The following is a 24,700-nucleotide window of genomic DNA, read 5'->3' as shown; positions in this document are numbered from 1 at the left end:
GTTTAGCGCGCGCGCAGCGCCGCGAGCAGGCCTTCGACAGGCTGAAAACGGATATCCAGTTCGGCGAGCAGCACGGCTCGCATATCCTGGCGGAAGGCATCCAGCCAGGCGCCCGGCTTGACGGCGGATGCGGCGGTGCCGTTCTCCGCCTCCGCCAGGGCGGCCGCTTCCGCCCGGCGCAAACGGTGGAAGTGGGTTTCGAGCAGGCCCGGCACCGCGGCCAGGGTGTTGTGTTCGCGCGCGCCCAGCGCTTTTTCCATGATGGCGTCGACCGCCGCCAGCTGTGTCATGGCCGGCGTGCGCCCGGCCATCAGGCCGCGCAGCCGCGCGCGCAGATTGCCTATCGCTGTCTCCATGGTCTGCTGCAGTGAAAGATAGCGTTGGCGGTAAATGACATAGTCCACGGGCGCCTTGGCCGGCGCCGGCCCGCCCGGCCGCGCCCAGCCCTGGCCGGCCCCCGGCGCGGACGCACGGTTCTTTTCCGCGATGGCCTTGGCCAGCGTGGCGCGCACGCGGTCGCACTCCCGCGCCTCGTCGGTCTCGGTCGCGGCGCCTGCCGCCGCGGCCGGGGGATTGCTGTTCAGCACCGCGGACAAGGCGATCGCGTCCGTCCAGCCCAGCCAAAGGCTGAGCCGGTCCGCCAGGGATTGCCTGGGTTCGGAGACCTCGATATCCGTCAGTCGGCCAAGCAGGCGGACCAGGGTCGGGCCGCTCAAGCTCGTGCGCCGGGGCACTTGTTCCATACCGCCGAATCAAAAATCCGGCAGTTTACACGGCGGGTCCACGCTGGGGGTACCCGCCCGGCGGGCCGGGAAGCCGACCGGGGGGCCGACAGGCGTGCCGCGGCGCCCGTCCGAAGGCTCACCCGCCGGAATGGGCGCCGCCGCCGCCTGGCGGCGCCCCATGATGCGCCGCCCGCGTGAGGGGCTTCGCCAGCGTTCCCCCGGCTTGACCGGGCCACGAACCGGCAAATACATCGTACTACGATATAATTGCCGGCGCCCGACGATGCTCGATCGCATGGCGACGCACTCGTCGCGTCCCCACCCGCCGGCGTCCGGCGCCGGCGACCGCCCGCGGGTGACCTCCCATTTGTCGATCTTTTCCAGGAATCAACGTGCACGCAGACAACTCCAAGGGCGACTTCGCCGCCAGCGCGCGGCTGCTGGGCATCGCGGCCATCGCCGCGATCATCGGCATGTTCAGCACCTTGACCGCCTACGCCCTGCTGCGGCTGATCGCTTTTTTCACCAACCTGTTCTTTTTCCAGAAGTTCTCATTGGAAAACACTTCTCCGGCCGGCAATACGCTGGGCCTGTGGGTGATCGTCGTGCCGGCCATCGGCGGCCTGCTCATCGGCCTGATCGCCCGCTACGGCACGGAGAAAATCCGCGGCCACGGCATACCCGAGGCCATAGAAGCCATCCTGTTCGGCAAAAGCCGGATGTCGCCCAAGGTAGCCGTGCTCAAGCCGCTTTCCTCCGCCATCGCCATCGGCAGCGGCGGGCCTTTCGGCGCGGAGGGCCCCATCATCATGACGGGCGGCGCCATCGGCTCGCTGATCGCCCAGCACTTCCACTTGAGCGCCGCCGAGCGCAAGACGCTGCTGGTGGCCGGCGCGACCGCCGGCATGACCGCGGTGTTCGGCACCCCCATCGCGGCGGTGATGCTGGCGGTGGAGCTGCTGCTGTTCGAACTGCGGCCCCGCAGCTTCCTGCCCGTGGCGGTGGCGTGCGCGGTGGCGGGCTTCTGCCGTCCCCTGGTCATGGAAGGCGGCGCCCTCTTTCCGCTGCAGACCGATGTGCTGGGCGCGACAGGGCTTGCGGCCTGCGCGGTCGCCGGCGTGGTCACGGGCGCCCTGTCCTGGGGCCTGTCCACCGCGCTGTACAAGATGGAAGACCTGTTCATGAAGCTGCCCCTGCACTGGATGTGGTGGCCGGCGCTGGGCGGCCTGGCCATCGGCATCGGCGGCTACTTCCAGCCGCGCGCCCTGGGCGTGGGCTATGACGTCATCGGCGACCTGCTGCACAACAATCTGGCCGTGGGCGTGGTGGCCGGCCTGATCCTGGTCAAGGCGGCGATCTGGGTCGTCTCGCTGGCTTCGGGCACGTCCGGCGGCGTCCTTGCCCCCTTGCTGATGATGGGCGCGGCCGCCGGCGTGGTCGCCGCGCCCTACATGCCCGGCGGGCAGCCGGGGCTCTGGCCCATGATCTTCATGGCCGCCACCCTGGGCGGCATGATGCGCGCCCCCATCATGTCGGTGCTGTTCGCCTTCGAGCTCACGCACGATATCAACGCGCTGCTGCCGCTGCTGACCGCCTCGGCCTGCGCCTACGGCTTCACGGTGCTGGTCATGCGCCGGTCCATCCTGACGGAAAAGATCGCCCGGCGCGGCTATCACATCTACCGCGAATACGGCATCGATCCGCTGGAGCGCCATTTCGTCGACGAAGTCATGACGGCGCAGGTGCGCGCCATCGATGCCGGCACGCCGCTGCGCGAGGCGCTGGACCGCTACTTCGGCGAGGACCAGACCCACCGCGCCTATCCCGTCGCGCGCGACGGCGCCCTGATCGGCATGATCGACCGCCAGGGCCTGCTGCAAGGGCTGGCCAATCCGCAAGCCCATGTCATGGCCGATCTGTTCGGGGCCAATGTCCCGCTCATGGCCCTGCCCGGGGAAACCTGCCGCACCGTCGCGAACCGGCTCGCCGTGCATGGCCTGGAGCGTGTTCCCGTCGTCACCGATGCCCGATCGCGCCGGCTGGTCGGCATCATCAGCCGCAGCGACCTGGTCAAGCCTTCGCTGGCGTTCTCCGAGGAAGAAGACCGCTACGAGACCCTGCGCCGCACCCCGCTGCACGGCCTGGGACGCCGCTTCGGCAAGGCGCGCCGGCGCGGCGACGGACTGGCTTGAGAAGAAAGCGCCGCCGTCGCATCGACGGCGACGGCGCGACGATGCGACGGGATCCCGGCCGCGGACTTCGTCCTTGCGAGGCCCCGCCCCAGATGCCCGGCCTTACCGGTTGCGCGGATCGCGCGGCGCGGCGCGATGCGCGCGCTCCTGGCCCGGCAATAGCGTCGTATAGAACTCCGGCACCCGTGGCGGGCGGCCGTCCGCGTCCAGCGGGGCGTCGTCCAGCGCCGCGTCGCGCAGCACATGGGCGGCCAGGCGGCTTTCGGCCACCAGCAATTCCTCCAGCGCCCGATCGCGCAGCAGCGACAGCAAATCCACCGTGCGACGCACCCAGGCATGCAGCGCGGCGAGCCAGTTCTCCAGGTTCCGTGCCGACGGATACACCAGCTCCAGGGAACCGAAGGTGGGGGCCCACTCCCCGATCGCCATGCGCGTGCCCAGGACGGGCCCCGGCCGCACGGCATCCCGGTCCTCGTAAATCGTCTCCAGCACCCGGTAGAGCCGCTGGGCGGCCATCAGTACGCGGCGCCGCGCCGCTTTGCCGAACCGGCGTGGCGCGGTCTCCCTTGCCAGCATGCGGCGGAAGGCGCCGTGCGCGTCCGCCAGGTCCGCCGCGGTGTGATCGGCATAGTGGACGGTGCGCAGCAGGCCTTCCAGGTATTCCGGCCAGCCGCGCCCGACGGTCTGCGCCGCGGCGGCGTGCCAGGCCCGGCAGGCGGCGTCATGCGCGTGCAGGCGTTTGCGCACCTGGGCCAGTGCCTGCTCGCTGGCGGCGAGCGAGCCGGACGGCAGCCCGCGCGGCGGCTCCCTGCGCCAGCGCGCCGCCGCATCGCCCCCGGGCGCCCCGCCATGCATTGCGCGCTGCCGCGCGATCGCCGCCTCCAGCGCGCGCAGCGCTTCCATGTCCGCCGCCAGGGCAGGCGGATACAGCAGCGCGTGGGCGGCGAGGTCGCCCGAGGTTTCATGGTCGTACAGCGCCAGCGGATCGACCACATGGCGCACGGAAGAACGGTCCAGATAGATGCCGCGGTAGCGCGGCTTCAGGTACTCGCGGGAGAACCGCTCGTCCAGCCTTTGCAGCGTTTCCTGTAGCGGGGCAGGCTCGGCGCCGGGAGCGTCCAGCATCGAGGCGGTCAGGTGGCGCCGCAAGCGCAAGGCGTCCTCGAAGACGCTCCAGGCGCTGGTGTTGTCGGCCAGGGACGGGATGTAGCGCGCCTTGGCATGGGCCTCGCGTTCGTGGCTGGGCGTATGGGCCTGCCACATGCGCGGCGGCCGCCCCGGCCCGGCCTGGAATACGCGGTGCGCCTGCGGATCGTCCGCGGGCACGGGCGCCACGGCACCGTAGTGCGGGTCGTCCAGCACGTGCCGCATGTGCGCCAGGATGCGCGCCTGCACGCAGAATGCGTCTTCCGCCGTGCGGCCGGCCTGATGCTCGGCGGCGATGAAACGGCTGGCACGGTCCCAGGAATCTTCCGCCGCCTGCGATCGGTGCAGCGCGTGCACCAGCGCATCGCTGCCCGTCAGGTGGACGGCCACCATGTCGGCGTCGCGCTCCATCTGGCGCGCGAGCGCGCATGGGATGGCCGCCACGAAGCGGATGGCGGCCCCTGCCGCCGCGCGCGCGCCACGCAGTGTGCGGCCGGACGCCGTGCCCGCCGGGGCGATACGCCCGTCCGCGGCCACACCCCGCGATAGACAGCCGTCCGGGACGTCGAACGGCGCGCCCAAATGGGCCCCTGCCCGTTGCGCGACGTACACCCAGCGTCCCATCGCGCTCGAGCGTTGCGCCAGGTGGCCGAACTCGTGCGCCAGGACGGCACGCAGCTCCTCCCGCGTCAGCACATTGACCAGTCCCAGCCCTATCTCCAGGTCCTTGCGCGGGAATAGCAAGAGATGCATCAGCGACACGTCGCGGGACACGCCCGCGTGGACCCGCGGCGATAGCAGCACGCGCCGGGGCCGCGGCGCCCCCGCGGCGTCGGCGATTTCATGCACGAAGCGGAACAGATCGGGCTGCTGGGCGGCGGTGACCTGCACCACATCGCGCTCCATGTCCCCGCGCCGGACGCCGGTCAGGCCCTTGATCATGAGCCCCGCGACCACCGCCGCGCAAACGCCGGCCAGCCTGGCATAGGGGGCGTCGCCACCCGGCAGAGGTTCGGCCAGCAATTGCACCGCCACCAGGACGAACCACGCGGCGGCCGCCATGTACAGGATCAGGAAGGCGAGCAGGAGGGTCACCGCCAGGCCGGCCCGCAGTCCCCAGCGACCGGATGGACGCGGCAGCGGGCTGGGCGGCGAAGCGGGCGCTGCGCGGTGCGGGGCGGCCGGCATGTTGCTCCCTGGGAAGGTTTCGATGGGGCAAGGGCGCGCCGGACGGCCGGGTGTCCCGGATGCCGCGCGGCGCGGACCACGCCCGGCGGGCATGCCCATGTGGTTACATTGGGAAATATTATAGAGACAACTTCGAAACATGGAGTAACCGAGGCCGGCTTTTTTATGCGCGGCGGGTCGTGGGCCGGGCACGGACGGCGCGCGCTTCCTGCACCGGCGGGTCTTGCGGCTCGGCGCCGGGCTCGGTGCGCGGCACGGACGTCCCCGCCCCTAGCCCGCGGCCAGGACCACGACGATGGCCCCACAGGTCGTGAGCAGGATGTTGGAGGTGGCGTAGGGCACGGTGTAGCCCAGGACCGGAATCTTGCTGCCGGCCTTTTCCTGTACGGCCGCCAGGGCCGCCGTGAAGGTCTGGGCGCCCGCCAGGGCACCCAGCAACAACACGGGATTCATGCGCAGCACGTAGCGGCCGACAAGCAAGGCCGCCAGCATGGGCAGCAGCGTGAGCGCCACGCCGGCCAGCAGGATGCCCAGGCCGAGTTCCCGCACCGCGCGCAGGAACTCCGGCCCGGCCTGCAGGCCGGCGCAGGCCACGAAGCCGGCCAGCCCGAAGGTGATCATGAAGTCCAGCGCGGCCTGCGGAATCTCGCCCTGGCCTGGCCTTACCGTGCGCAGCCAGCCGAAAAACAGGCCGGCCAGCAGGACGCCGACGCTGGTCCCCAGGGTCAGGTTGAAGGCCCCGACATCCAGGTAGGGCAAACCGATGGCGGCGCCGATCAGGATGCCGAAGCCCAGGATGGACAGATTGGTGGCGTTCGTGGGTCGCAAGGCATAACCCACGCGGGCGGCCACCATCTCCACCGCATGCTGCGCGCCGATCAGTTCCACCACGTCGCCGCGGTTCAGCCGCGTGGAAGCGCCGAAGGGGATGTCCTGGCCGCCCCGGGTCAGCGTGCGCATCCCCACGCTGCGCAGTTCCAGCGTGCGGGCATCCACCAGTTCCTGCAGGGTGGGCCCGCATAGCGCCGGGTTGGTCACCACTACCCGCAGGACCTCGACCGGGAAATCCAGCAACTCCGGCTCGTGCAGTTCCGTGCCGAAGCCCGGCCCGGCGGCAACCAGCGCCTCGGTGCGGCCGTACACCACCGCCACGTCGCCCGGCAGCAGGGCCGTATCCGGCCGTATTTCGATATCCTGGTTGCCACGTCGAACGCGTTCGACGAAATAGCGCAGGCCGACCCGCGCCCGTTCCGCCTCGTCGATGCGCCGGCCGGCGAACGGCGCATCGGCACGCAGCTGGTAGGCCCGCGCGGCAAAGCGCTGGTAGCCCGACACCACGCCCTCGATCCGCGTCTTGATGCCGTATTGCTGCTCCAGCAAGGCCGCTTCGGCGCGCAGGTCCACGCGCAGGATGCGGGGCGCCACCACGCTGATGAACAGAATGGCGCCGATGGCGCCGAATACATAGGTCAGGGCGTCCGCCACCGCCACGTGGCTGGCCATCAGCCTTTGCATTTCCGGCGGGATCGGCAAGGACATGATCGCGTCCGTCGCGGTGCCCATGACCGCGGACTGCGTCAGCGCGCCGCTGAACAGGCCGGCCGTCAGGCCCGGGTCCAGTCCCAGCAGCCGGCCCAGCAGCACGGCCAGCGGCACGGCCACGATGGCGATCACCAGCGACAGCACCATGGGCTTGGCGCCGTCCCGCCGCAGTGCCTGGAAAAACTGTGGTCCGGCCGAATAGCCGTTCGCGAACAGGAACAGGTAGAACAGGCTCCAGCGCAGCTGGCGGTCCACATCCACGCCGGCCTGCCCGATGAACAATCCGGCGATCAGCGCTCCCGTGACGGTACCGAACGAGAACTTGCCAAGCTTGATATTTCCCACCACGTAGCCGATGGGAACGGCCATGAACAGCGCCAGCTCCGGCGACTTGCGCAGCAGCGCCACGATCCAGTCGAAGTCCATGGTCATCCCCTGCCCGCGCGCGCGGGGCTAGTGCGCCAACAGCATCGCGAAGTAGCCGAAGATCGTCAGCAGCACGCCCGACACCGCGTATGCCACGGGAAAACCCATCCACGGCACGGAGCTGTCGATTTCCTTGGCGGCCTCCCGGCAGGGCCCGGAATGGCTGCGCGCGCCTGCCGTCACGCCCATCAGCACCGCCGCATTCGTCTTGAGCAGGTGATAGCCGATGGCCCAGACCACGAAAGGCGGTATCGTGCAGGCGATAAAGCCGACGATGAATATCTTCAAGGCAATGGCGCCCGTCAGTTGTTCCAGCAGGGTGGAGCCGGCGTTCAGGCCCACGATGGCGACGAAGACCACCAGCCCCAGGTCCTCCAGGATATTGCGCGCCGCGTTGGGCGTACTGCCGAAGAACCGCAGCCGCGACGAGATCGACGCCACGATAATGCCCGACACCAGCAGGCCGCCGGCATTGCCCAGCCCCACGCGGCTGCCGAAGGCGGGGAAGTCTATCTTGCCGATCAGGAAGCCCAGGATCATGCCTGCCGCCAGGGTCAGCAGGTCCGTGGCCGTGCTGGGCCTGGCGACGATGCCTATCAACTCCCCTGCCCGCTTCACCGCCGGCTTCAGTCCGGTGATGAACAGCACGTCGCGGCGCTTCAGCGTGGTTTCCAGGCCTATCGGTATGGGCACGCCCGAGCGCTCGATCTTGGTCAGCTGGACCTGCCCCGCGATGTCGGAGGTGCGGAAGGATTTCAGCGGCTTGCCCACCGCATCCTTGGACGTCACCAGGATCTCCGCCTGGTCCAGCGGCACGCTCAGCGCCTTCTGGTCCGGGACTTCCGGTCCCAGCAGGCCCATCTTGTCGGTCAGGGACTCCAGCCGTCCGCCCAGCGCCACCACATCGCCCTGGCGCAGCACCAGGTCCGGTTCCGCGCCCACTGACTCGCCATCGCGGCACACATTGACCACGCGGTACTCCGGATTGTCCTGGCGGAATTGCGCGATGGTCTTGTTCGCGGCGGCCGGATTCTCCAGCCGGTAGGCGCGCAGGCCGCCCGCGCGATAGCCGGACAGGCCGGCCTCGTCGACATTGCGCACGCCGACCTCGTCCTCGTACTTCTTGGCCGCGGCCCGCGCATCGACGCCCCACCAGCGCGGCAGGTACTTGACGATCAGGATGATGCCCACGGTGCCCCAGATGTAGGTAATACCGTAGGACAAGGCGATCATGCCCGTGGCGGCTTCCGGCGGCATGCCGGGCGGCAGCGCGACCACGCCGTCCAGGACGGCCTGCTCGGCCGAGCCTATGGCCGCGGACATCGTCTGGCTGCCGGCCAGGATTCCCCCGGCCGCGCCCACCGGCAAATCGGCCAGCCTGGTGCCCACCACCACCAGGATCAGGCCCAGTACCGGCGCCAGTACCGCCAGGAAGGTGAATCCCAGGCTGTCGCGCCCCAGGCTGTTGATGAAGGACGGCCCCACGCGCAAGCCCACGCCGTACATGAACAGGTAGTAGAAAAGCAGCCGCACGAAGTTGTCCAGCTGCAGCTTGATGCCATAGGTCGACGCCCAGATGGACAGGATGGCGCCGACCACCACCGCGCCGGCCACCATGCCCAATCCATACCCCTTGATGGTGACGCGCCCCAGCCACACCGACAGGCCGACGGTGAAGAACAAAAGAATGTAGGGGTTCGCCTTCAGGAATCCGAAGAACCATTCCATGGCCGTTTCTCCTTGATTTTCGACAGGCAGGAAATGCCGGGGATACCGCGGCGGCCCCGGCGTCCGCGGGCCGTCTAGCCGCCTGTTCGCGGCTTGCCGATGGCCGCCGGCTTGATCAGCTTGAGCCCGCGCGCGGCGTTGTAGCCGTGGATCTCCTTGACATCCAGCTTGCGCATGAACCCTATGGTGTCCGCGTCGATGATCTGGCCCGGCACCATGATGGGAAAGCCTGGCGGGTAGGGAATGACGAAGTTGGCCGAGACCAGTTCCGGTCCCTGTGCCAGCCGCTCGTCCAGCGCCGCGCCGTTCAGCGGCAGGTACTCGCATTCCTCTTCGTCATAGGCCGCGAAGAAGGCCGAGCGCATGTCGCCCTCCAGCGTGACGCTGCCGGGATGCTCCCGATAGCCGTCATGGAAGCGGCTGAAGTTCGGCAGGTTGGGCACGTCTTCCATCAGGCTCTTGACCCGTGCCGCGAATGCGGCCTGGCCGGCCTCGCCCTCTTCCTTCAAGCGGGCCTCGATCTCTTCGGAAAGCTCCACCAGAACCTTGATCAGCACCGCCACGTCGCTGCGCGTGTTATTGATATTGCTCTGGAGCAGCACGCTATTGCGCGAGGTCTTGTTCAACTGGATGTTGTAGCGGGACGCCAGCAGGTTTTTGAAGGCCGTGCCGTCGTAGCCGGCGGTGCCGCAGACCAGCGTCATCCGGGTGGGATCCAGGACGAACTCGTCTTCCTTCAGCGCCTTGGCCGCCGTCAGCCAGTTGGCCCCGGGCGTCAGGTAATCGACGAAGCCGGAAGAGCGGTACTGTTCCGGCACCATCCTGTCCGCGCCCAGCACGCTGAAGTACTTGGAGATCAGCGGATGGGCGGCCACCTCCCTGCGCACCGCCAGGGCGATCTCGATCGCCCGCATCACCAGCTCGTAGCCCTCCAGCTCCATCTGCCGCCGCGCCACGTCCATGGACGCGATGATCTGCGCGTTGGGCGAGGTCGAGGCATGGATGAACACCGCCTCGCGGAAGGCGGACGCATGGCGGTTGTAGTCCTCGTCGCGTACCGCGACGATAGAGCCCTGGCGCAGGCACGACATGGACTTGTGGATCGAATCCGTTTCATACACGCGGATGCGCATCTTGCGCGGATCCGGCACCAGGCGCCGTTCCAGCAGCCGGGCGTCCTTGGGATCCAGGTCTTCGCCCAGTTCCTGGGCCTGGGCCTGCCACGCGTCCATCGCGGCGGGATCCTCGCGCCATCGCTGCAGGGTCTCGGCCGCGCCCATGGCGGTGCGCGGGCGCAGGAAGGGCGACCAGCGCGCGAAGCCGAACCAGGCTTCGTCCCACAGGAAAATCAGGTCCGGCTTGATCGCCAGGCACTCTTCCATGACGCGGCGCGTGTGATAGACGTGGCCGTCGAAAGTACAGTTGGTCAACGTGACCATGGCCACGCGGTCCAGCCGCCCCTCGGCCTTCAGGTCCAGCAGCGCCTGCTTGATCGTGCGCAGCGGCACCGCGCCGTACATGGAGTACTCCGTCATGGGGAAGGCTTCCACGTAAAGCGGCTGCGCCCCCGACAGCACCATGCCGTAGTGGTGCGACTTGTGGCAATTGCGGTCCACGATCACGATGTCGCCGGGCTTGGTCACCGCCTGGTAGACCATCTTGTTCGAGGTGGACGTGCCGTTGGTCACGAAGAACACGTGATCGGCGCCCACCGCGCGGGCGAACTTCTCTTGCGCCAGCTTGATGTTGCCCGTCGGCTCCAGCATGCTGTCCAGGCCGCCGGTGGTCGCCGAGGTCTCCGCCAGGAACAGGTTCATGCCGTAGAACTCGCCGAAGTCGCGTATCCAGTTCGACTTGATAATGGACTTGCCGCGCGCGATGGGCAGCGCGTGGAAGGTGCTGATGGGCCGCGCGGCATAGCGCTTCAGATTGTCGAAATGCGGCGTGGCCTGGCGGTCCAGCACGCCTTCCAGGATATTCAGGTGGATCTCCATCGGCTCTTCGACCTCGTAGAACACGCGGCGTATCGCCGATGCCTTGCGGTCGCCGGCCAGTTTCTCCACTTCCCGGTCGGTCAGCAGATAGATGTCCAGCTCCGGGCGCAGCCGCTTGAGCAGTTGCGCCAGCTGCACGCCCACCTCGCGCGGCGCGTCCGTCGAGGTGTCCAGCTGCTGGTGCACGGCCAGGAACTCGTGCAGCAGCGGTACGTCGTGCTGGCACGGCACGGGGATCCCGTCGTAGATCACCACGGCTTCCAGCTTGCCGTTCAGGAAGGCGGCCAGGATGGCGTCCTCCAGGCTGCCCACCATGACGGGCTCGTAGATGGCGGTGTCGTCCGGCCGGCGCAGGTTGCGGATCTCCTGCGCCATCGCGGCCAGTCGCGCCGCCGGCGCCGGCGTCACGAACAGCGTCTCGAAATACGGCCGCCGTGGCGGCGCCTCGCCCAGACCGGGCGGCATGCGGTCGGGCGCGTCCGTGGGCGTGTCCTCGGTGGCCTCCCACTCGCCGCTGTCATAGCGGTAGCGGCCCGAAAGCAAGGCATTGCTCATGCGCAACACCAGGCGGGCCGCGCCCAGCGCGTCGTCCTCGGCGATACGCTCGTCCAGCACCCGCAGCAGATGCAGGCCGGGATAGGCGAAGTAGTTCTCCATGGGGCGCAGGGCCGCCAGGGCCTCCTGCACCGGGCCGGCACCCTGGCCCTTGCGCACGCCGCGTTGTTCCGCGGCCCAGCCCTGGGCCTTGGCATTCAGGTCGCGCCATCGGTCCATGCGCGCGGCCGAGTTGGAAAACAGGTGGTCCAGCTGCTGGCCGTTCTTTGCTCCGTTTTTCATGTCGTCCCCTACTCTCCATAAGCCCGTGAGGCCGTGGCGCCTCGACGCCGCGATCGCATCCAGGCGACGCCGGACAGGCGACCCCAGGCTGCGCCGATGGCCCTGCCACGGACGATCCAGGAGCCCATTGCCGGCGGTGCGCGGCAGGGCATCCCATCGAAAACGAACCATGCATTACGTTTGTTGCCAGTCCTCCCTGGATCGAGGTCGGATGCGCCAGGTCAAGGCTCAATGGGCCGTGTCGCGGCCGTGGCCGACGTCGCCTGCGGCGCCGCCGTGGAGGACGCCTCCCGCGCGGGATCCGCCTGCGTGGTTTTCAATGGGTCCGGCGGGCCCGCCGTCATGCGCTCGGCCTCCAGCACCCAGCCGCCGCCCATGGCCTTGTACAGCTGCACGATGGAAGAGAAGACCACCCCCTGCGTCTGCGCCTGGGTCAGCTGGGAATTGAACAGGCTGCGCTCGGCGTCCAGTACCTCGATATAGCTGGTGTAGCCGCCTTCGTAGCGCAGCCGCGCCAGGCGTGCGTAGCGGCCCAGCGCCTCTACCTGCTTGCCCTGCACCGCCAGCGCCTCGCGCGTCTTGCGCAGGCTGATCAGCGAATCGGAAACTTCCTGGAAGGCCGTCTGGATGGCCTTCTCGTACTCCAGCAGCATCTGCTGGTGCTGGGCTTCGGCCTGACGGACCTGGCCGGCGATGCCGCCCGCCGTGAAGATGGGCACGGTGACCACGCCGGCGAAGGACCAGACCTTGGACGCACCCGTGAACAGATTGGAGAACTGCGTGCTGGCCGTGCCGAACGCGCCGGTCAGCGAGATCGAAGGGAAATACAAGGCCCGCGCCGCGCCGATCAGGGCGTTGGCGGCGATCAGGTTCTGCTCGGCCTGCCGCAGGTCCGGCCGGCGCGCCAGCAGCTCCGAAGGCAACCCGGCGGGGACGGCGGGCAGCACCAGCTGGTCCAGTCCGCGGTCGCGGGGCACCGCCGCGGGATTGCCGCCCAGCAGCACCGAGAGCGCGTCCTCCTGCTGCGCGATCTGCAGCTCCAGCTGCGGGATGGTCGCCAGGGCCGCCTGGTACTCGGATTGGCTCTGCGCCAGCTCCATCTCGGATACCTCTCCGTAGCTATAGCGCAAGGTGAAGATACGCACCGACTCGCCGCGGCTTTCCGCCGTGGCGCGCGCGATGGCAAGCTGGCGGTCCAGCGCCACCAGGTTGATGTAGCCCGATGCCGCCGACGCCACCAGCGCCAGGATGGTGGCCCGCCGCCCTTCTTCGCTGGAAAGCAGCAGCGCGCGCGCGGCCTCGGTCTGCCGGCGCAGGCGGCCGAAGACGTCGATCTCCCACGAGGCGGACAAAGTGGCCGAGTACTGGTTGAACACGGGCCCGACGTTATCCGGCAGATTGACCGAGCCGACGGGCAGGCGCTGGCGCTCGGCCTGCGTCCCGGCGCCCAGCTGCGGGAACAGTTGCGCGCGCGTCGTCTGCAACTGGCCCAAATACTGCTCCACGCGCGCCGCGGCGATCTTCACGTCCTTGTTGCCCGCCAGCGCGCTGGCGATCACGCCGTTCAAGGCGGGATCCTGGAACTGCTCCCACCATGCGGTATCGACCAGGTCGCGCGCCTCCTGGTCGGCGAAGCGGAACGACGGCGGCGCGTCGACCTCCGGCCGCTTGTAGTCCGGGCCCAGCAGGCATCCGCTCAACAGCGTACAGGCCATGAGCACAATCGCGGCGGCGCGCATGTCAGCCCTCCTCGCGCCGGGCCGAGGGACTGGGACTGGCGCTGGCCGCCCCATGCGGCGCCGCGCCGGTGGCGGGCGGCGGCTCGGCCGCCTGCCTGGACGCCTTGCGTTCCGACATTTTTTCCAGCACGTAGAAGAACATCGGGATGAAGAACACCGCGATGGCGGTCGCCCCCAGCATGCCGCCGATCACCCCCGTGCCGATGGAGTGCCGGCTATTGGCGGCCGCGCCCGTGGCGATCGCCAGCGGCACGCAGCCCAGGATGAAGGCCAGCGAAGTCATGACGATGGGCCGCAGCCGCTCATTGGCGGCGGTGACGGCGGCGTCGTAGACGGACTCGCCGGACTGACGGTTCAGCACGGCGAACTCGAAGATCAGGATGGCGTTCTTGGCCGCCAGCGCGACCAGCATGGTCAGGCCGATCTGGAAGTACACGTCGTTCTCCAGGCCGCGCGCCATGGTCGCCGCCAGCGCGCCGAACAGCGCGAACGGCACCGTCATCAGCACGCCCAGCGGCAGGCTCCATTTTTCGTACTGCGCCGCCAGGATCAGGAACACCATGACCAGGCCGAAGGCAAACACCAGCACCGATGTATTGCCTGCCTTGCGGGCCTCGTAGGCCTCGCCGCTCCATCCCAGGTTGTAGCCGGACGGCAGGACCTGGGCGCCGATTTCCTCCAGCGCCTGCATAACCTGTCCCGTACTGGCGCCGGGGGCGGCGTTCACGGTCACCTTGATTGCCGGGAAGTTATTGAAGCGGGTGACGAGGTCCGGCCCCGTGACGTAGCGCGTCGTCACCATGGCGCTCAGGGGCACCATATCGCCGTTGCGGCTGCGCGTGTAGATGCGCGACAAGTCCTCCGGCCGCACGCGGTAGGACGACTCGGCCTGCAGGATCACCTGCCACAGGCGGCTGGAGCGGTTGAACTGCGACACGTACAGCGAACCGAACATGGTCTGCATGGCGCTGTAGACCTCTTCCACCGGCACGCCCAGGGTTTCGGACTTGTCGCGGTCGACATCCACCAGCAGCTGCTGCGACGAGGCATTGAAGGTCGAGGTCACCCGCGCCAGCTCGGGCCTTTGTTGCGCCTTGCCGATGTACTGCTGCACCACGCCCGCCAATTGCGCAGTGGTGGCATCGCCCTGCCCCTGTATCCACACCTCCGTGCCCCCTGTGGTTCCCAGCCCGGGGATGGCGGGCGGGTTGACCGGCAGCACGATGCCTTCCTGCACCTGGGAAAAACCGCGGTAGGCCGCCAGCAGCACGGCCCGGGCGTTCTGCGTGCGTATGTTGTCCGAGGAATAGCGTTCATCGAAGGACTTGAAGCCCACGAAGAAGGTCGCGGCATTGTTCTTGTTCTGGTTGTCCAACAGGCTGTAGCCATCGACCATGGCCACGCTGCCCACCGCCGGCTGCTCCAGGAAGTAATCCGTGACGCGGCGCGATACGTCGCCCGTGCGGTCCAGGCTGGCCGCGTCCGGCATGATGACCTGCCCCAGCAGATAGCCCTGGTCCTCTTCCGGCAGGAAAGAGGTCGGCAGGATCCGCATCATCATCACCGTCAGCGCCACCATGCCGGCGAACAGCAGCAGCCCGATCGCGTAGCGCTTGATCATCCACTTCACCGCATGCGTATAGCCGTCCGTCATGCGGGTGAAATGGCGTTCGAACCAGCGGAAGAATCCTTTCTTCTCGTGGTGTCCCGGCTTGAGCAGCAGCGCCGCCAAGGCGGGCGACAGCGTCAGCGCCACTACCCCGGACAGCACCACGGAAATGGCGATGGTGATGGCGAACTGCTTGTAGAGCTGTCCGGTGATCCCGCCGATGAAGGCGACGGGCACGAACACGGCGCACAGCACCAGCACGATGGCCACGACCGGCCCGGCGACCTCGTCCATGGCCCGCTTGGCGGCGGCCTTGGGGTCCAGCTTGTGCACGGTCATGTTGCGCTCGACGTTCTCGATCACCACGATGGCGTCGTCCACCACGATGCCGATGGCCAGCACCATGCCGAACAGCGTCAGCATATTGATGGAAAAGCCCAGGGCCAGCATGCCGACGCAGGTGCCCACTATGGACACCGGCACGGCAAGGACAGGGATCAGCGTGGCGCGCAGGCTCTGCAGGAAGACGAACACCACCACCACGACCAGCACCAGGGCTTCGAAGAACGTGTGGATCACGTCCCCGATGGATGCCCGGGTGAACTCCGTGGTGTCCATGGCGATGCTGTACTGCAGGCCTTCCGGGAAGGTCTTCTGCATTTCCGCCAGCGTGGCGCGCACCTGGTTGGACACGTCCAGGGCATTGGCGCCGGGCTGCTGGTACACCGCCAGCACCGTGGCCGGCTTGCCCTGGAAGCGGCTGCGTATCGAATAATCTTTCTGGCCCAGTTCGGCGTGGCCGATGTCCTTCAGCCGGACGATGGCCGCGCCCTGGCTGGCCGCGCGGATGATGATGTTGTCGAACTCGGCGGGATCCGACAGCCGGCCGCGCGTAGTCACCGCGAAGGACTGCTCCACCGGCCCAGCCGTGGGCGATTGGCCGATGCGTCCCACCGCGAACTGCTCGTTCTGGTTGGACACGGCCTTCTGCACGTCGGATGCGGTGACCTTCAACTGCGCCATGCGGTCGGGCTTGAGCCAGATGCGCATCGCGTAGTCCGGCGTGCCGAAGATGGCGGACTGGTTCGCGCCCGGGATCCGCTTGAGCGCGTCCAGCACGTAGATGTTGGTGTAATTGGCGATATAGGTGGCGTCGTAGCGCTGTTCCGGCGAATAGACCGCGATCACCATCATGAAGGCCGAAGACTTCTTCTGCACCTGTATGCCCTGGGCCTGCACCGCCTGCGGCAGCTGCGGCAGCGCCAGGTTGACGCGGTTCTGCACATCGACCTGCGCCAGCTCGGGATTGGTGCCGATTTCGAAGAACACATTGATCGTCAGGTTTCCCGTGGAGGAACTGGACGAATTCATGTAGATCATGTTGTCGGCGCCATTGACCTGCTGCTCGATGGGCGCCGCGACATTGTTGGCCACCACGTCGGCGCTGGCGCCGGGATAGGTGGCGCTGATGGTGATCTGCGGCGGCGTAATGTCGGGATACTGCGCCACGGGCAACACCAGCATGGCCACCGCGCCCGCCAGGGTGATGACGATGGAGATGACCGTCGCGAAGATCGGGCGGTCGATGCAGAAGTGCGAAATATTCATTTCGCCTCCGTCTCAGCGGGGGGGCCGGCTATCGGCCTGGCGCGCCGGGCCGCCGGCGCCGCCCTGCCGGCCGCCGTCGCCGTCCCCGGATTTGCCCGAGCCACCGCCATCGCCCTGCCCGGGCCCGCCGTCCGCGCCGGGCGCGGCCCGGCTGATCTTCAGCGGCGCGTCGGGCACCACGCGGATGGCCCCGTCCACGACGATCTCTTCCCCCGCCTTCAAGCCGTCCATGATGAACCAGTCGTCGCCATGCCAGCTGCCCACTTCCACCACGCGCTGACGCGCCTTGCCGTCCTTGTCGATCACCCAGACGAAATGGCTGCGCGAGCCCTGCAATACCGCCCGCTGCGGCACCAGCACGGCATTAGGCCGGATCGCGCCGGCGACGCGCGCGCGCACGAACTGGCCGGGGCGCAGCAACCCGTCGGGGTTGGAGAAGGAAGCGCGTACCAGGAAGGTCCCGGTCTGCGTGTTGAAGGCCGGGTTGGCGAAATCGATGTGGCCGATCTGCGGATACACCGACCCGTCGGCCTGGATGACGGACACGTCGAACTGGCTGCGCGGCGGGAATTTCAGCTGGCCCTTGGCGATCTGGTCGCGGTAGGCCAGTAACTCGTTTTCCGAAATGCTGAAGTTCACCCACATGGGGTCGAGTTGGTAGACGTAGGTGAGCAGGCTCTGGCTGGTGGCTGTGACGTAGCTGCCGTCCTGCTGGCGCGCGAAACTGGACAGGCCGTTCAGCGGCGACTTGATCGTGGTGTAGCTCAGGTTCAGCTCTGCCGTCTGCACCTGCCCCTGCGCGGCGATGACCGCCGCCGCCGCTTCCTGTTCGTTGCCCACTGCATCGTCCAGGTCCTTCTTGCTGATGGCGTTCTGCGCAACCAGCGGCCGCACCCGCGCCAGGTTCAGCCGCGTCACGGTCCAGCGCGCCTGCTGCTGCGCAAGCTGCCCCTTGGCGGTCTGCAGCGCGGCCTGGAAGGGCCGGGGATCCATCAGGAAGAGCGTCTGTCCTTCGCGCACCAGGTCGCCCTCGACGTAGACGCGCTTGTCCAGGAAGCCGTCGACGCGGGCGCGGATTTCGACTTCGCGCGAGCTCTGCGTCTGGGCGGTGAACTCGAAATCGACGGGGGTATCGCGCTGCATCACGGTCTGCACCGTCACAGCGATGGGCTCGCGCGGAAGCGTTTCCGGCGTCTTGTTGCAGCCGGCCAGCGCCGCCAGCAGTATCAATGATGTCCCAGCAATACGCCCATGCATGCGGACCTCGTCGCGGCGGCATTCGGGAGGCGGACCCCGCGGTTGTGGTGCAAGCGCGGGACGACTGACATCTCCTGAGCAGGATACGCCGGACTTATGCCACGCAGATGTGGCGCGTGCACCCATAGGCCAAACAGTGGTGGCTGGAGGGCTGAACCGGCACGCGGGACGCTGCCGTCATGCCCGCCGAATAGCGGCCGAGGCCCGTGGCGCGCGCCGCATCGCGGCTACGCGTCCGCCCTTGGCAACACCGGGTTGGAGCAGACCCAGAGCACCCGGGCGTCGGTGTCCCCCGCCACACAGGCGTGCCCCATGGTGCTGTCGAAATAGCAGGCGTCGCCCGCCGCCAGCTCCATGGGCTGGTAATGGTCCGTATGCACCGTCACCCTGCCCTCCAGGACATAGATGAATTCCTCGCCGGCATGCCGCAACATGGAGGGAAAGGCCTGCAGCGAGCGCGCCTTGATGGTGGTCAGCAAGGGCACGAACTGCTTGTGCGCCAGTTCCGCGCACAGGACTTCGTAGTCGTATTGCGCGGTCGCGTGCACCAGGCCCTGGCCGTGGCGCGTCACGCTGCGGCGGGCGGTGGGCGCGGCGGGCGGCTCGTCGTTGAAGAGTTCTCCCACCTGCACGTCTAGGCCTTGCGCCAGCGCCGCGATTTTTTCGTAGGTGGGCGACAACTGGCCGTTCTCTATCTTGGACAGCGTGGAAACGGATATGCCGCAACGGGCGCTCAGCTGCTGCAGGGTCAACTGCCCTTCCCGGCGCAAGCGCCGGAGTTTGCGCGACAGCGGGTTCGCGGCGGTGGGCGTATCCGGGACCTGGACGCGGGCCGCCGCCGTCACGGCCGCGAGCCGGGCGGCGGCGCGGGGACCTTCCCCGGCCGCGCGCTTGCCGGCGGCTTCGATGCCGCCGCGTGTTTTTCCCGCGCGCGCGGATGGCGTTTTCCCTGCCCTGGCCATGCGGTCTCCATCGAGGCGTAGCGTTGATCGTTGCCGCGACGCAGGCGGCAACGGGCAAAAATTATCTTAACAGAGGTATTTTTATCGGATACGATAATTTATCGCCGCATCGCAAAACAGGAGAGCCCGCCTTGCAGATATTCGACAGCGCCACCACCGCCGCGCGCCTGCCCTTCGACCGCTTGATCCCAGCGCTGGAAAAGATGTTCGTCCAAGGCTGCACCGTGCCGCGCCGGCACAACCACATCCTGCACGACACGGATGGCGCCAAGGACAGCCTGCTGATCATGCCCGCCTGGCAGGACGACTACCTGGGCATCAAGCACGTGACCATCTACCCGGGTAATGGCAGCCGCGGCCTGCCCGGCCTGCATTCCACCTACACGCTGTACAACGCCGTCAATGGCGTGCCGCTGGCCTTGATCGACGGCGACCAGATCACCGTGCGGCGCACCGCGGCCGCTTCCGCGCTGGCGGCGTCTTTCCTGGCGCGCCAGGATGCGCGGAAACTGCTGGTAGTGGGCGCGGGCAATGTGGCCACCGCGCTGGCGCCGGCCTATGCGGCGGTGCGCGATATCCGCCAGGTCCGCGTCTGGGACCGCTATCCCGAAAAAGCGGCCACCCTGGCCGCCGCGCTGGCCACGCAGGGTTTCGACGCGGCAGCGGCGCCGGACCTGGACGCGGCCGTGCGCGAGGCCGACATCGTTACCTGCGCCACGCTGTCGCAGGAACCGCTGGTGCGCCGCGCCTGCCTGCGGCCCGGCACGCATGTCGACCTGATCGGCGGCTTCCAGCCCTTCATGCGCGAGAGCGACGACGCCACCTTCGCGGACACCTCGGTGTTCGTCGATACCGAAGAAGCCCTGGACAAGGCGGGCGACCTGTTGTCGCCCATCGCCGCCGGCGTCTTCCGCCGCGACGGCGTACTGGCCACCCTGGAGGCCCTGTGCCGCCGCGCGCACCCCGGGCGCCGCGCCGCCGACGAGATCACCGTGTACAAGGCGGTGGGCGCGGCGTCGGAGGACCTGGCCGCGGCCATGCTGGTGTACGCCGGGGACTGACCGTCAGGTTTCCTCCGCGAACGCTTCCTGGCGGCCCTTGCGTATCGAGGGCAAGGCGACGATGGCCACCAGCGCCAGCGTGGCGATCAGCAGCCCCGCGGAAATCGGCCGCTCCAGGAAGGTCATGAAGTCGCCGCGCGACAGCAGCAAGGCGCGGCGAAAGTTCTCTTCCATCATCGGGCCCAGCACCAGGCCCAGCAGCAGCGGCGCGCCTTCGCACTTCAGCTTGGCCCACACATAGCCGACCACGCCGAAGAACGCGGTGACATAGATGTCGAAGACGTTGTAGTTCAGCGAATACACGCCGATGGTGCAGAAGATCAGGATGGCCGGGAACAGGATGCGGTAAGGCACCTTGAGCAGCTTCACCCAGATACCGATGAGCGGCAGGTTCAGCACCACCAGCATCAGGTTGCCGATCCACATCGAGACGATCAGCCCCCAGAACAGGTCGGGATGGCTGGACATCACCTGCGGCCCGGGCTGTATGTTGTGGATGGTCATCGCGCCCACCATCAGCGCCATCACCGCGTTGCCGGGTATGCCCAGCGTCAGCAGCGGGATGAAGGAAGTCTGCGCGCCCGCGTTGTTGGCCGATTCGGGACCGGCCAGGCCGGCGGGATGGCCCTTGCCGAAACGCTCCGGCTGGCTGGACAGCTTTTTCTCCATCGTATAGGAGGCGAACGCGGACAGCGTCGCGCCGCCGCCGGGCAGGATGCCCAGGCAGGACCCCAGCGCCGTGCCGCGCAGGATGGCCGGCGCGGCCTCGCGCAGTTCGCGGCGGTTGGGATACAGCGATCCCACCTTGCCGGCGATCTCCACCCGGTTCTCGCGCTGCTCCAGGTTGGCCAGGATTTCCGCGAAGCCGAACACGCCCATGGCCACGATGGCGAAGTCGATGCCGTCCTGCAGCTCGGGAATGCCGAAGTCATAGCGCGCGACGCCCGAGTTCACGTCCGTGCCGACCATGCCCAGCAGCAGGCCCACGACGATCATGGCGATCGCCTTGATCAGCGAGCCGGAAGCCAGCACCACGGCGCCGACCAGGCCCAGCGTCATCAGCGAAAAATACTCCGCCGGACCGAACAGGAACGCCACTTCGGCCAGCGGCGGCGCGAAGGCGGCCAGGATGGCGGTGGCCACCGTGCCCGCGAAGAACGAGCCCATGGCGGCCAATGCCAGCGCCGCCCCCGCCCGGCCATTGCGCGCCATCTGGTGCCCGTCCAATGTGGTCACCACCGCCGACGTTTCCCCCGGCAGGTTAACCAGGATGGCCGTGGTCGAGCCGCCATACTGCGTGCCGTAGTAGATCCCCGCCAGCATGATCAGGCCGGCGACCGGCGGCAGCACATAAGTGATGGGCAGCAGCATCGCGATGGTGGGCACGGGGCCCAGGCCCGGCAGCACGCCGACCAGCGTGCCCAGGATGCAGCCCAGCAAGGCGTACAGCAGGTTCTCCGGGGAAACCGCCACCGAGAAGCCCTGCATCAGGTGTTCGAACAGCTCCATGGTCACCGCCCCCGGTCGTGCGCGCGGACGCGCGTGGCCGGCCCGGGCCGCGACATTCCGGCGGCGATCGGCGTGGCGCCCGCCCGGCGGGCGCGCCACGGCGCGGGTAGATCCTGGCGCGGACATAGGAAGGGATACGGCTGCATGAAGGCTCCTTGTCGTAGTGGTATTTCGTCAGGACGAACCCGCCCCTGCGCCACCGGGGTGGCGGCACATGGTTGCCCTTGCACGGAACGGTGTGCGGCGCGATGGACGGAGGTGCGGCATCCGCGCTGCCGGCGGCGGCCGCGATCGCGCCGCTTACCCGGACGGAAAAAAGCGCGTCGGAAAGCGGATTGAAATGTATCTGACGCGAAGCATAACGGCGGCGGCGCGTGGGGAATACTAGGGATATCTCTAATTAATCGTCATACGATATATTCGCGCACACTCTTCATCGGGACCGCGATGCCTCGTCCTCGCGCGCCGGCGCCGCCGCCCCATCGCCGCCCGGCATCGACGCAGCCAGCCGCGAGATCTCCCGCAGCAAAGCATCGGCGCCCGGCGACAATCGCGCGCCGGTACGGGTGGTAACGCCGATTTCGCGGCGCATGCCGTCCAACGGAAAGTCCAGCATGGCCAGGCCGCCCGCCTCGAACTCGTAATGCAGCTGGTGCACCGATAAGGCCGTCAGCATGTCGGAATGCAGCAGCAGCCCGCGCAGCAGGGCCAGGTCCGCGGTCTCCACGGAGGGCACCAGGAGCGGCTGCCCCTTGCGCCGGAAAAAATCGTCCAACTGGTCGCGCAGCGGCGTGGACGCGCGCGACAGCACCCAGGGATAGCGCGCCAGGTCGTCGAAGCCCAGCCGGCGGCCCGCCAGCGGATGCCCCGCGCGGGCAATCAGCGCGATGTCCTCGTGCAGCAGCAGGCGCGTGCGCAAGGACGCATCGCGCAGCGGCCGCAGCGCCCCCAGGATGAAATCGACCTCGGCGCTGAGAAGCCGCGCGCACAGGTCCCCGTATGGGCTTTCCAGGGTGCGTATCCTGAGCCTGGGATGGCGGGCCAGCACATTGGCGATGGCCGCGGGCAGCACGATGGTGCGGATCATGGGCAATGCGCCGACCGTGACCACGCCTTCCAGCACCCCTTGCAGGGCCGCCACATCCGCCTGGATGTTGCGCAATTCGCCCAACACCCGCTTGAACCGCACCACCCAGCGCTCGCCCACCGGCGTCGGCACCATGCCGCGCGGCGTGCGGCGGAACAGCGGCTGCGCCAGGTTTTCCTCCAGCCTGGCGATGGCGGCGCTGATGGCCGGCTGGGTCAGGCCGCAGGCGTGCGCCACCGTCGACATGTGGTGCACGTCGGCCAGCAGCGCGGCACTGCTCAGGCGGCGGGTGTGGAAGAGCGCCGCCGTCGCGCCCACGCCGCTGGCCCCGCGCTGCCCGCGCTGCAAGGCCAGCGCCTCGTCCCGCACGGCGTCCAGCTCGGCTTCGATGCGGCGCGCGCGCGCGTATACGGTCTCGCCCGCCGCGGTCAGCAGCATGCCGCTCGCCTTGCGTTCGAACAGGGGCACGCCCAGGCTGCGCTCCAGTTGGGCGATAGCGCGCGTGACGGCCGAAGACGCCCGGTACAGGGTCTCGGCACTGCGCCGCACGCCGCCGGCGCTGGCCACCACGGTGAACACGTGCAGGTGATGCAGGCTCAGGCCGCCGCCAATATCGCCACGGCCGTTGTCGGCTTGGGCGCTCGCTTTCATCTCATGTTGTGCCGCACAAGGAAATAAAAATATTAGAACGGCCGCCGCCGTACAAGGCAACCCGCCTCGTCCCAGCCGAACCGATACTGGACGAAAACCAGAGCATGACCGGAGACAGTATGGGCATCCCCCGCAAAAGCCAAAGGCAACGCGCCATCCCCTGCATCCTGATGCGCGGCGGGACCTCGCGCGGCCCCTTCTTCAAGGCCGCCGACCTGCCCGCCGATATCGCCGCCCGCGACGCGGTACTGCTGGCCGCCATGGGCTCGCCGGACCGGCGCCAGATCGATGGCCTGGGCGGCGCGCATCCGCTCACCAGCAAGGTCGGCATCGTTTCGCCCGGCACGGCGCCGGGCGTCGATGTGGACTTCCTGTTCGCCCAGGTGTCGGTCGCCGAGCCTGCCGTCGACACCACGCCCAATTGCGGCAACATGCTGGCCGCGGTGGTGCCCTTCGCGCTGGAAACCGGCATGCTGCGCGCGCAAGGCGATACCAGCACCTTCCGCGTGCTGACGGTCAACACCGGCATGCAATGCGACATCACCGTGCAGACGCCGGACGGCACGGTCAGCTACGACGGCGAAGCGCGCATCGACGGCGTGCCGGGCACCGCGGCCCCCATCGCCATCAGCTTCCTGGACACCGCCGGTTCGGTCTGCGACGCCCTGCTGCCCACCGGCCGCGCGCTCGACATCGTCGAGCTGGATGGCATCGGCCGCCTGGAGATCACCTGCATCGACAACGGTATGCCCATGGTCCTGGTGCGTGCCGCCGACCTGGGACGCACCGGCTACGAGAGCGTGGCGGAACTGAATGCCGACGACGCACTGAAGCAGCGGCTGGAAACCCTGCGGATGAAGGCGGCACGGCTGATGGGGCTGGGCGATGTCGCCGCCAGGCCCTTTCCCAAGATGTGCCTGCTGGCCGCGCCGCGCGACGGCGGCAGCGTGTGCACGCGCTGCTTCATCCCGCATGTCTGCCACGAGGCCATCGGCGTGCTGGCCGCGGTCACCGTGGCCACCGCCTGCGTCATGGACGATTCGGTGGCCGCCGGCATCGCGCGCACGCCCGCCGGCCAGGAAAAGACCGTGTCCGTCGAACATCCCACGGGCGAGTTCAGCGTGCAGCTGACCCTGGACCCCGCCGATCCGCATACGGTGGCGCGTGCCGCGCTGCTGCGCACTGCCCGCCTGCTGATGCGTGGCGAAGTGGCCATCCCCGCCGCCGCCTGGCCGTCGGACTAGGGCCTGTCAACAGGCCCTAAGGGGCACGCGCGTCGCGCGGGCGGCGTCCGTTGCCGCGATCGCGGCGCGCGCATCGCGGTTTTCCTCCGGTGGCAACGGGCGGATAATAGCCACGCCGTACCCGCCCCACCCGCGCGCCTCCAGGCCCGTCCCGGGTCCGCCAGAGCGTCCGCGCGCCACAATAACGATCACCGG

General features: G+C 68.4%; 14 protein-coding genes. 3 read left to right on the top strand and 11 right to left on the bottom strand.

Annotated features, from left to right (window positions below; genetic code table 11):
* Positions 1-2 precede the first annotated feature (2 nt).
* Complete coding sequence (locus tag BAU06_RS12725; RefSeq protein ID WP_066349664.1) at positions 3-743, bottom strand: DUF3348 domain-containing protein; 741 nt, start codon at positions 741-743, stop codon at positions 3-5.
* Between the two features lie 374 nt (positions 744-1,117).
* On the opposite strand from BAU06_RS12725, the gene BAU06_RS12720 reads away from it, so the two are divergent.
* The gene (locus BAU06_RS12720; protein ID WP_066349659.1) at positions 1,118-2,917 is read left to right on the top strand and encodes a chloride channel protein; all 1,800 of its coding nucleotides are present in this window, start codon (positions 1,118-1,120) and stop codon (positions 2,915-2,917) included.
* A gap of 102 nt (positions 2,918-3,019) precedes the next feature.
* Here BAU06_RS12720 and BAU06_RS12715 read toward each other — a convergent pair whose 3' ends face one another.
* From BAU06_RS12715 to BAU06_RS12680, 8 genes are all read right to left on the bottom strand, one after another.
* Complete coding sequence (locus tag BAU06_RS12715) at positions 3,020-5,158, bottom strand: M48 family metallopeptidase (RefSeq protein WP_197509500.1); 2,139 nt, start codon at positions 5,156-5,158, stop codon at positions 3,020-3,022.
* 363 nt (positions 5,159-5,521) lie between these two features.
* Positions 5,522-7,219, bottom strand: a complete 1,698-nt coding sequence (aspT, locus tag BAU06_RS12710; protein WP_066358980.1) for an aspartate-alanine antiporter — start codon at positions 7,217-7,219, stop codon at positions 5,522-5,524.
* Positions 7,220-7,246: 27 nt separating this feature from the next.
* The gene (locus BAU06_RS12705; protein WP_066349657.1) at positions 7,247-8,947 is read right to left on the bottom strand and encodes an aspartate:alanine exchanger family transporter; all 1,701 of its coding nucleotides are present in this window, start codon (positions 8,945-8,947) and stop codon (positions 7,247-7,249) included.
* 74 nt (positions 8,948-9,021) lie between these two features.
* Positions 9,022-11,778 carry an aminotransferase class I/II-fold pyridoxal phosphate-dependent enzyme gene (locus BAU06_RS12700; RefSeq protein WP_066349656.1) on the bottom strand — a complete coding sequence of 919 codons (2,757 nt, stop codon included), beginning with the start codon at positions 11,776-11,778 and terminating at the stop codon, positions 9,022-9,024.
* Positions 11,779-11,999: 221 nt separating this feature from the next.
* Positions 12,000-13,517 carry an efflux transporter outer membrane subunit gene (locus BAU06_RS12695; protein ID WP_082993657.1) on the bottom strand — a complete coding sequence of 506 codons (1,518 nt, stop codon included), beginning with the start codon at positions 13,515-13,517 and terminating at the stop codon, positions 12,000-12,002.
* Between the two features lies 1 nt (position 13,518).
* Complete coding sequence (locus tag BAU06_RS12690; RefSeq protein WP_066349653.1) at positions 13,519-16,734, bottom strand: efflux RND transporter permease subunit; 3,216 nt, start codon at positions 16,732-16,734, stop codon at positions 13,519-13,521.
* Positions 16,735-16,746: 12 nt separating this feature from the next.
* Positions 16,747-17,991, bottom strand: a complete 1,245-nt coding sequence (locus BAU06_RS12685; RefSeq protein ID WP_082993656.1) for an efflux RND transporter periplasmic adaptor subunit — start codon at positions 17,989-17,991, stop codon at positions 16,747-16,749.
* Between the two features lie 227 nt (positions 17,992-18,218).
* Positions 18,219-18,953, bottom strand: a complete 735-nt coding sequence (locus BAU06_RS12680; RefSeq protein ID WP_082993655.1) for a helix-turn-helix domain-containing protein — start codon at positions 18,951-18,953, stop codon at positions 18,219-18,221.
* Between the two features lie 131 nt (positions 18,954-19,084).
* Between BAU06_RS12680 and lhpI the strand changes: the two genes are divergently transcribed.
* Positions 19,085-20,014, top strand: coding sequence for a bifunctional Delta(1)-pyrroline-2-carboxylate/Delta(1)-piperideine-2-carboxylate reductase (gene lhpI, locus BAU06_RS12675; RefSeq protein ID WP_066349648.1), 930 nt, complete (start codon positions 19,085-19,087; stop codon positions 20,012-20,014).
* Positions 20,015-20,017: 3 nt separating this feature from the next.
* Here the strand turns inward: lhpI and BAU06_RS12670 are convergent, their stop codons facing one another.
* Both BAU06_RS12670 and BAU06_RS12665 read right to left on the bottom strand, forming a co-directional pair.
* Positions 20,018-21,523 carry a tripartite tricarboxylate transporter permease gene (locus tag BAU06_RS12670; protein ID WP_066358970.1) on the bottom strand — a complete coding sequence of 502 codons (1,506 nt, stop codon included), beginning with the start codon at positions 21,521-21,523 and terminating at the stop codon, positions 20,018-20,020.
* Positions 21,524-21,956: 433 nt separating this feature from the next.
* Positions 21,957-23,261, bottom strand: a complete 1,305-nt coding sequence (locus tag BAU06_RS12665) for a LysR family transcriptional regulator (RefSeq protein WP_066349646.1) — start codon at positions 23,259-23,261, stop codon at positions 21,957-21,959.
* Positions 23,262-23,365: 104 nt separating this feature from the next.
* On the opposite strand from BAU06_RS12665, the gene BAU06_RS12660 reads away from it, so the two are divergent.
* Positions 23,366-24,505, top strand: a complete 1,140-nt coding sequence (locus BAU06_RS12660; RefSeq protein WP_231934055.1) for a 4-oxalomesaconate tautomerase — start codon at positions 23,366-23,368, stop codon at positions 24,503-24,505.
* Positions 24,506-24,700 lie beyond the last annotated feature (195 nt).

The organism is Bordetella bronchialis, assembly GCF_001676705.1.
Lineage (GTDB): Bacteria > Pseudomonadota > Gammaproteobacteria > Burkholderiales > Burkholderiaceae_B > Bordetella_C > Bordetella_C bronchialis.
Note: the sequence above shows the minus strand (reverse complement) of the source record. Positions and strands in the feature narration are given on the sequence as shown.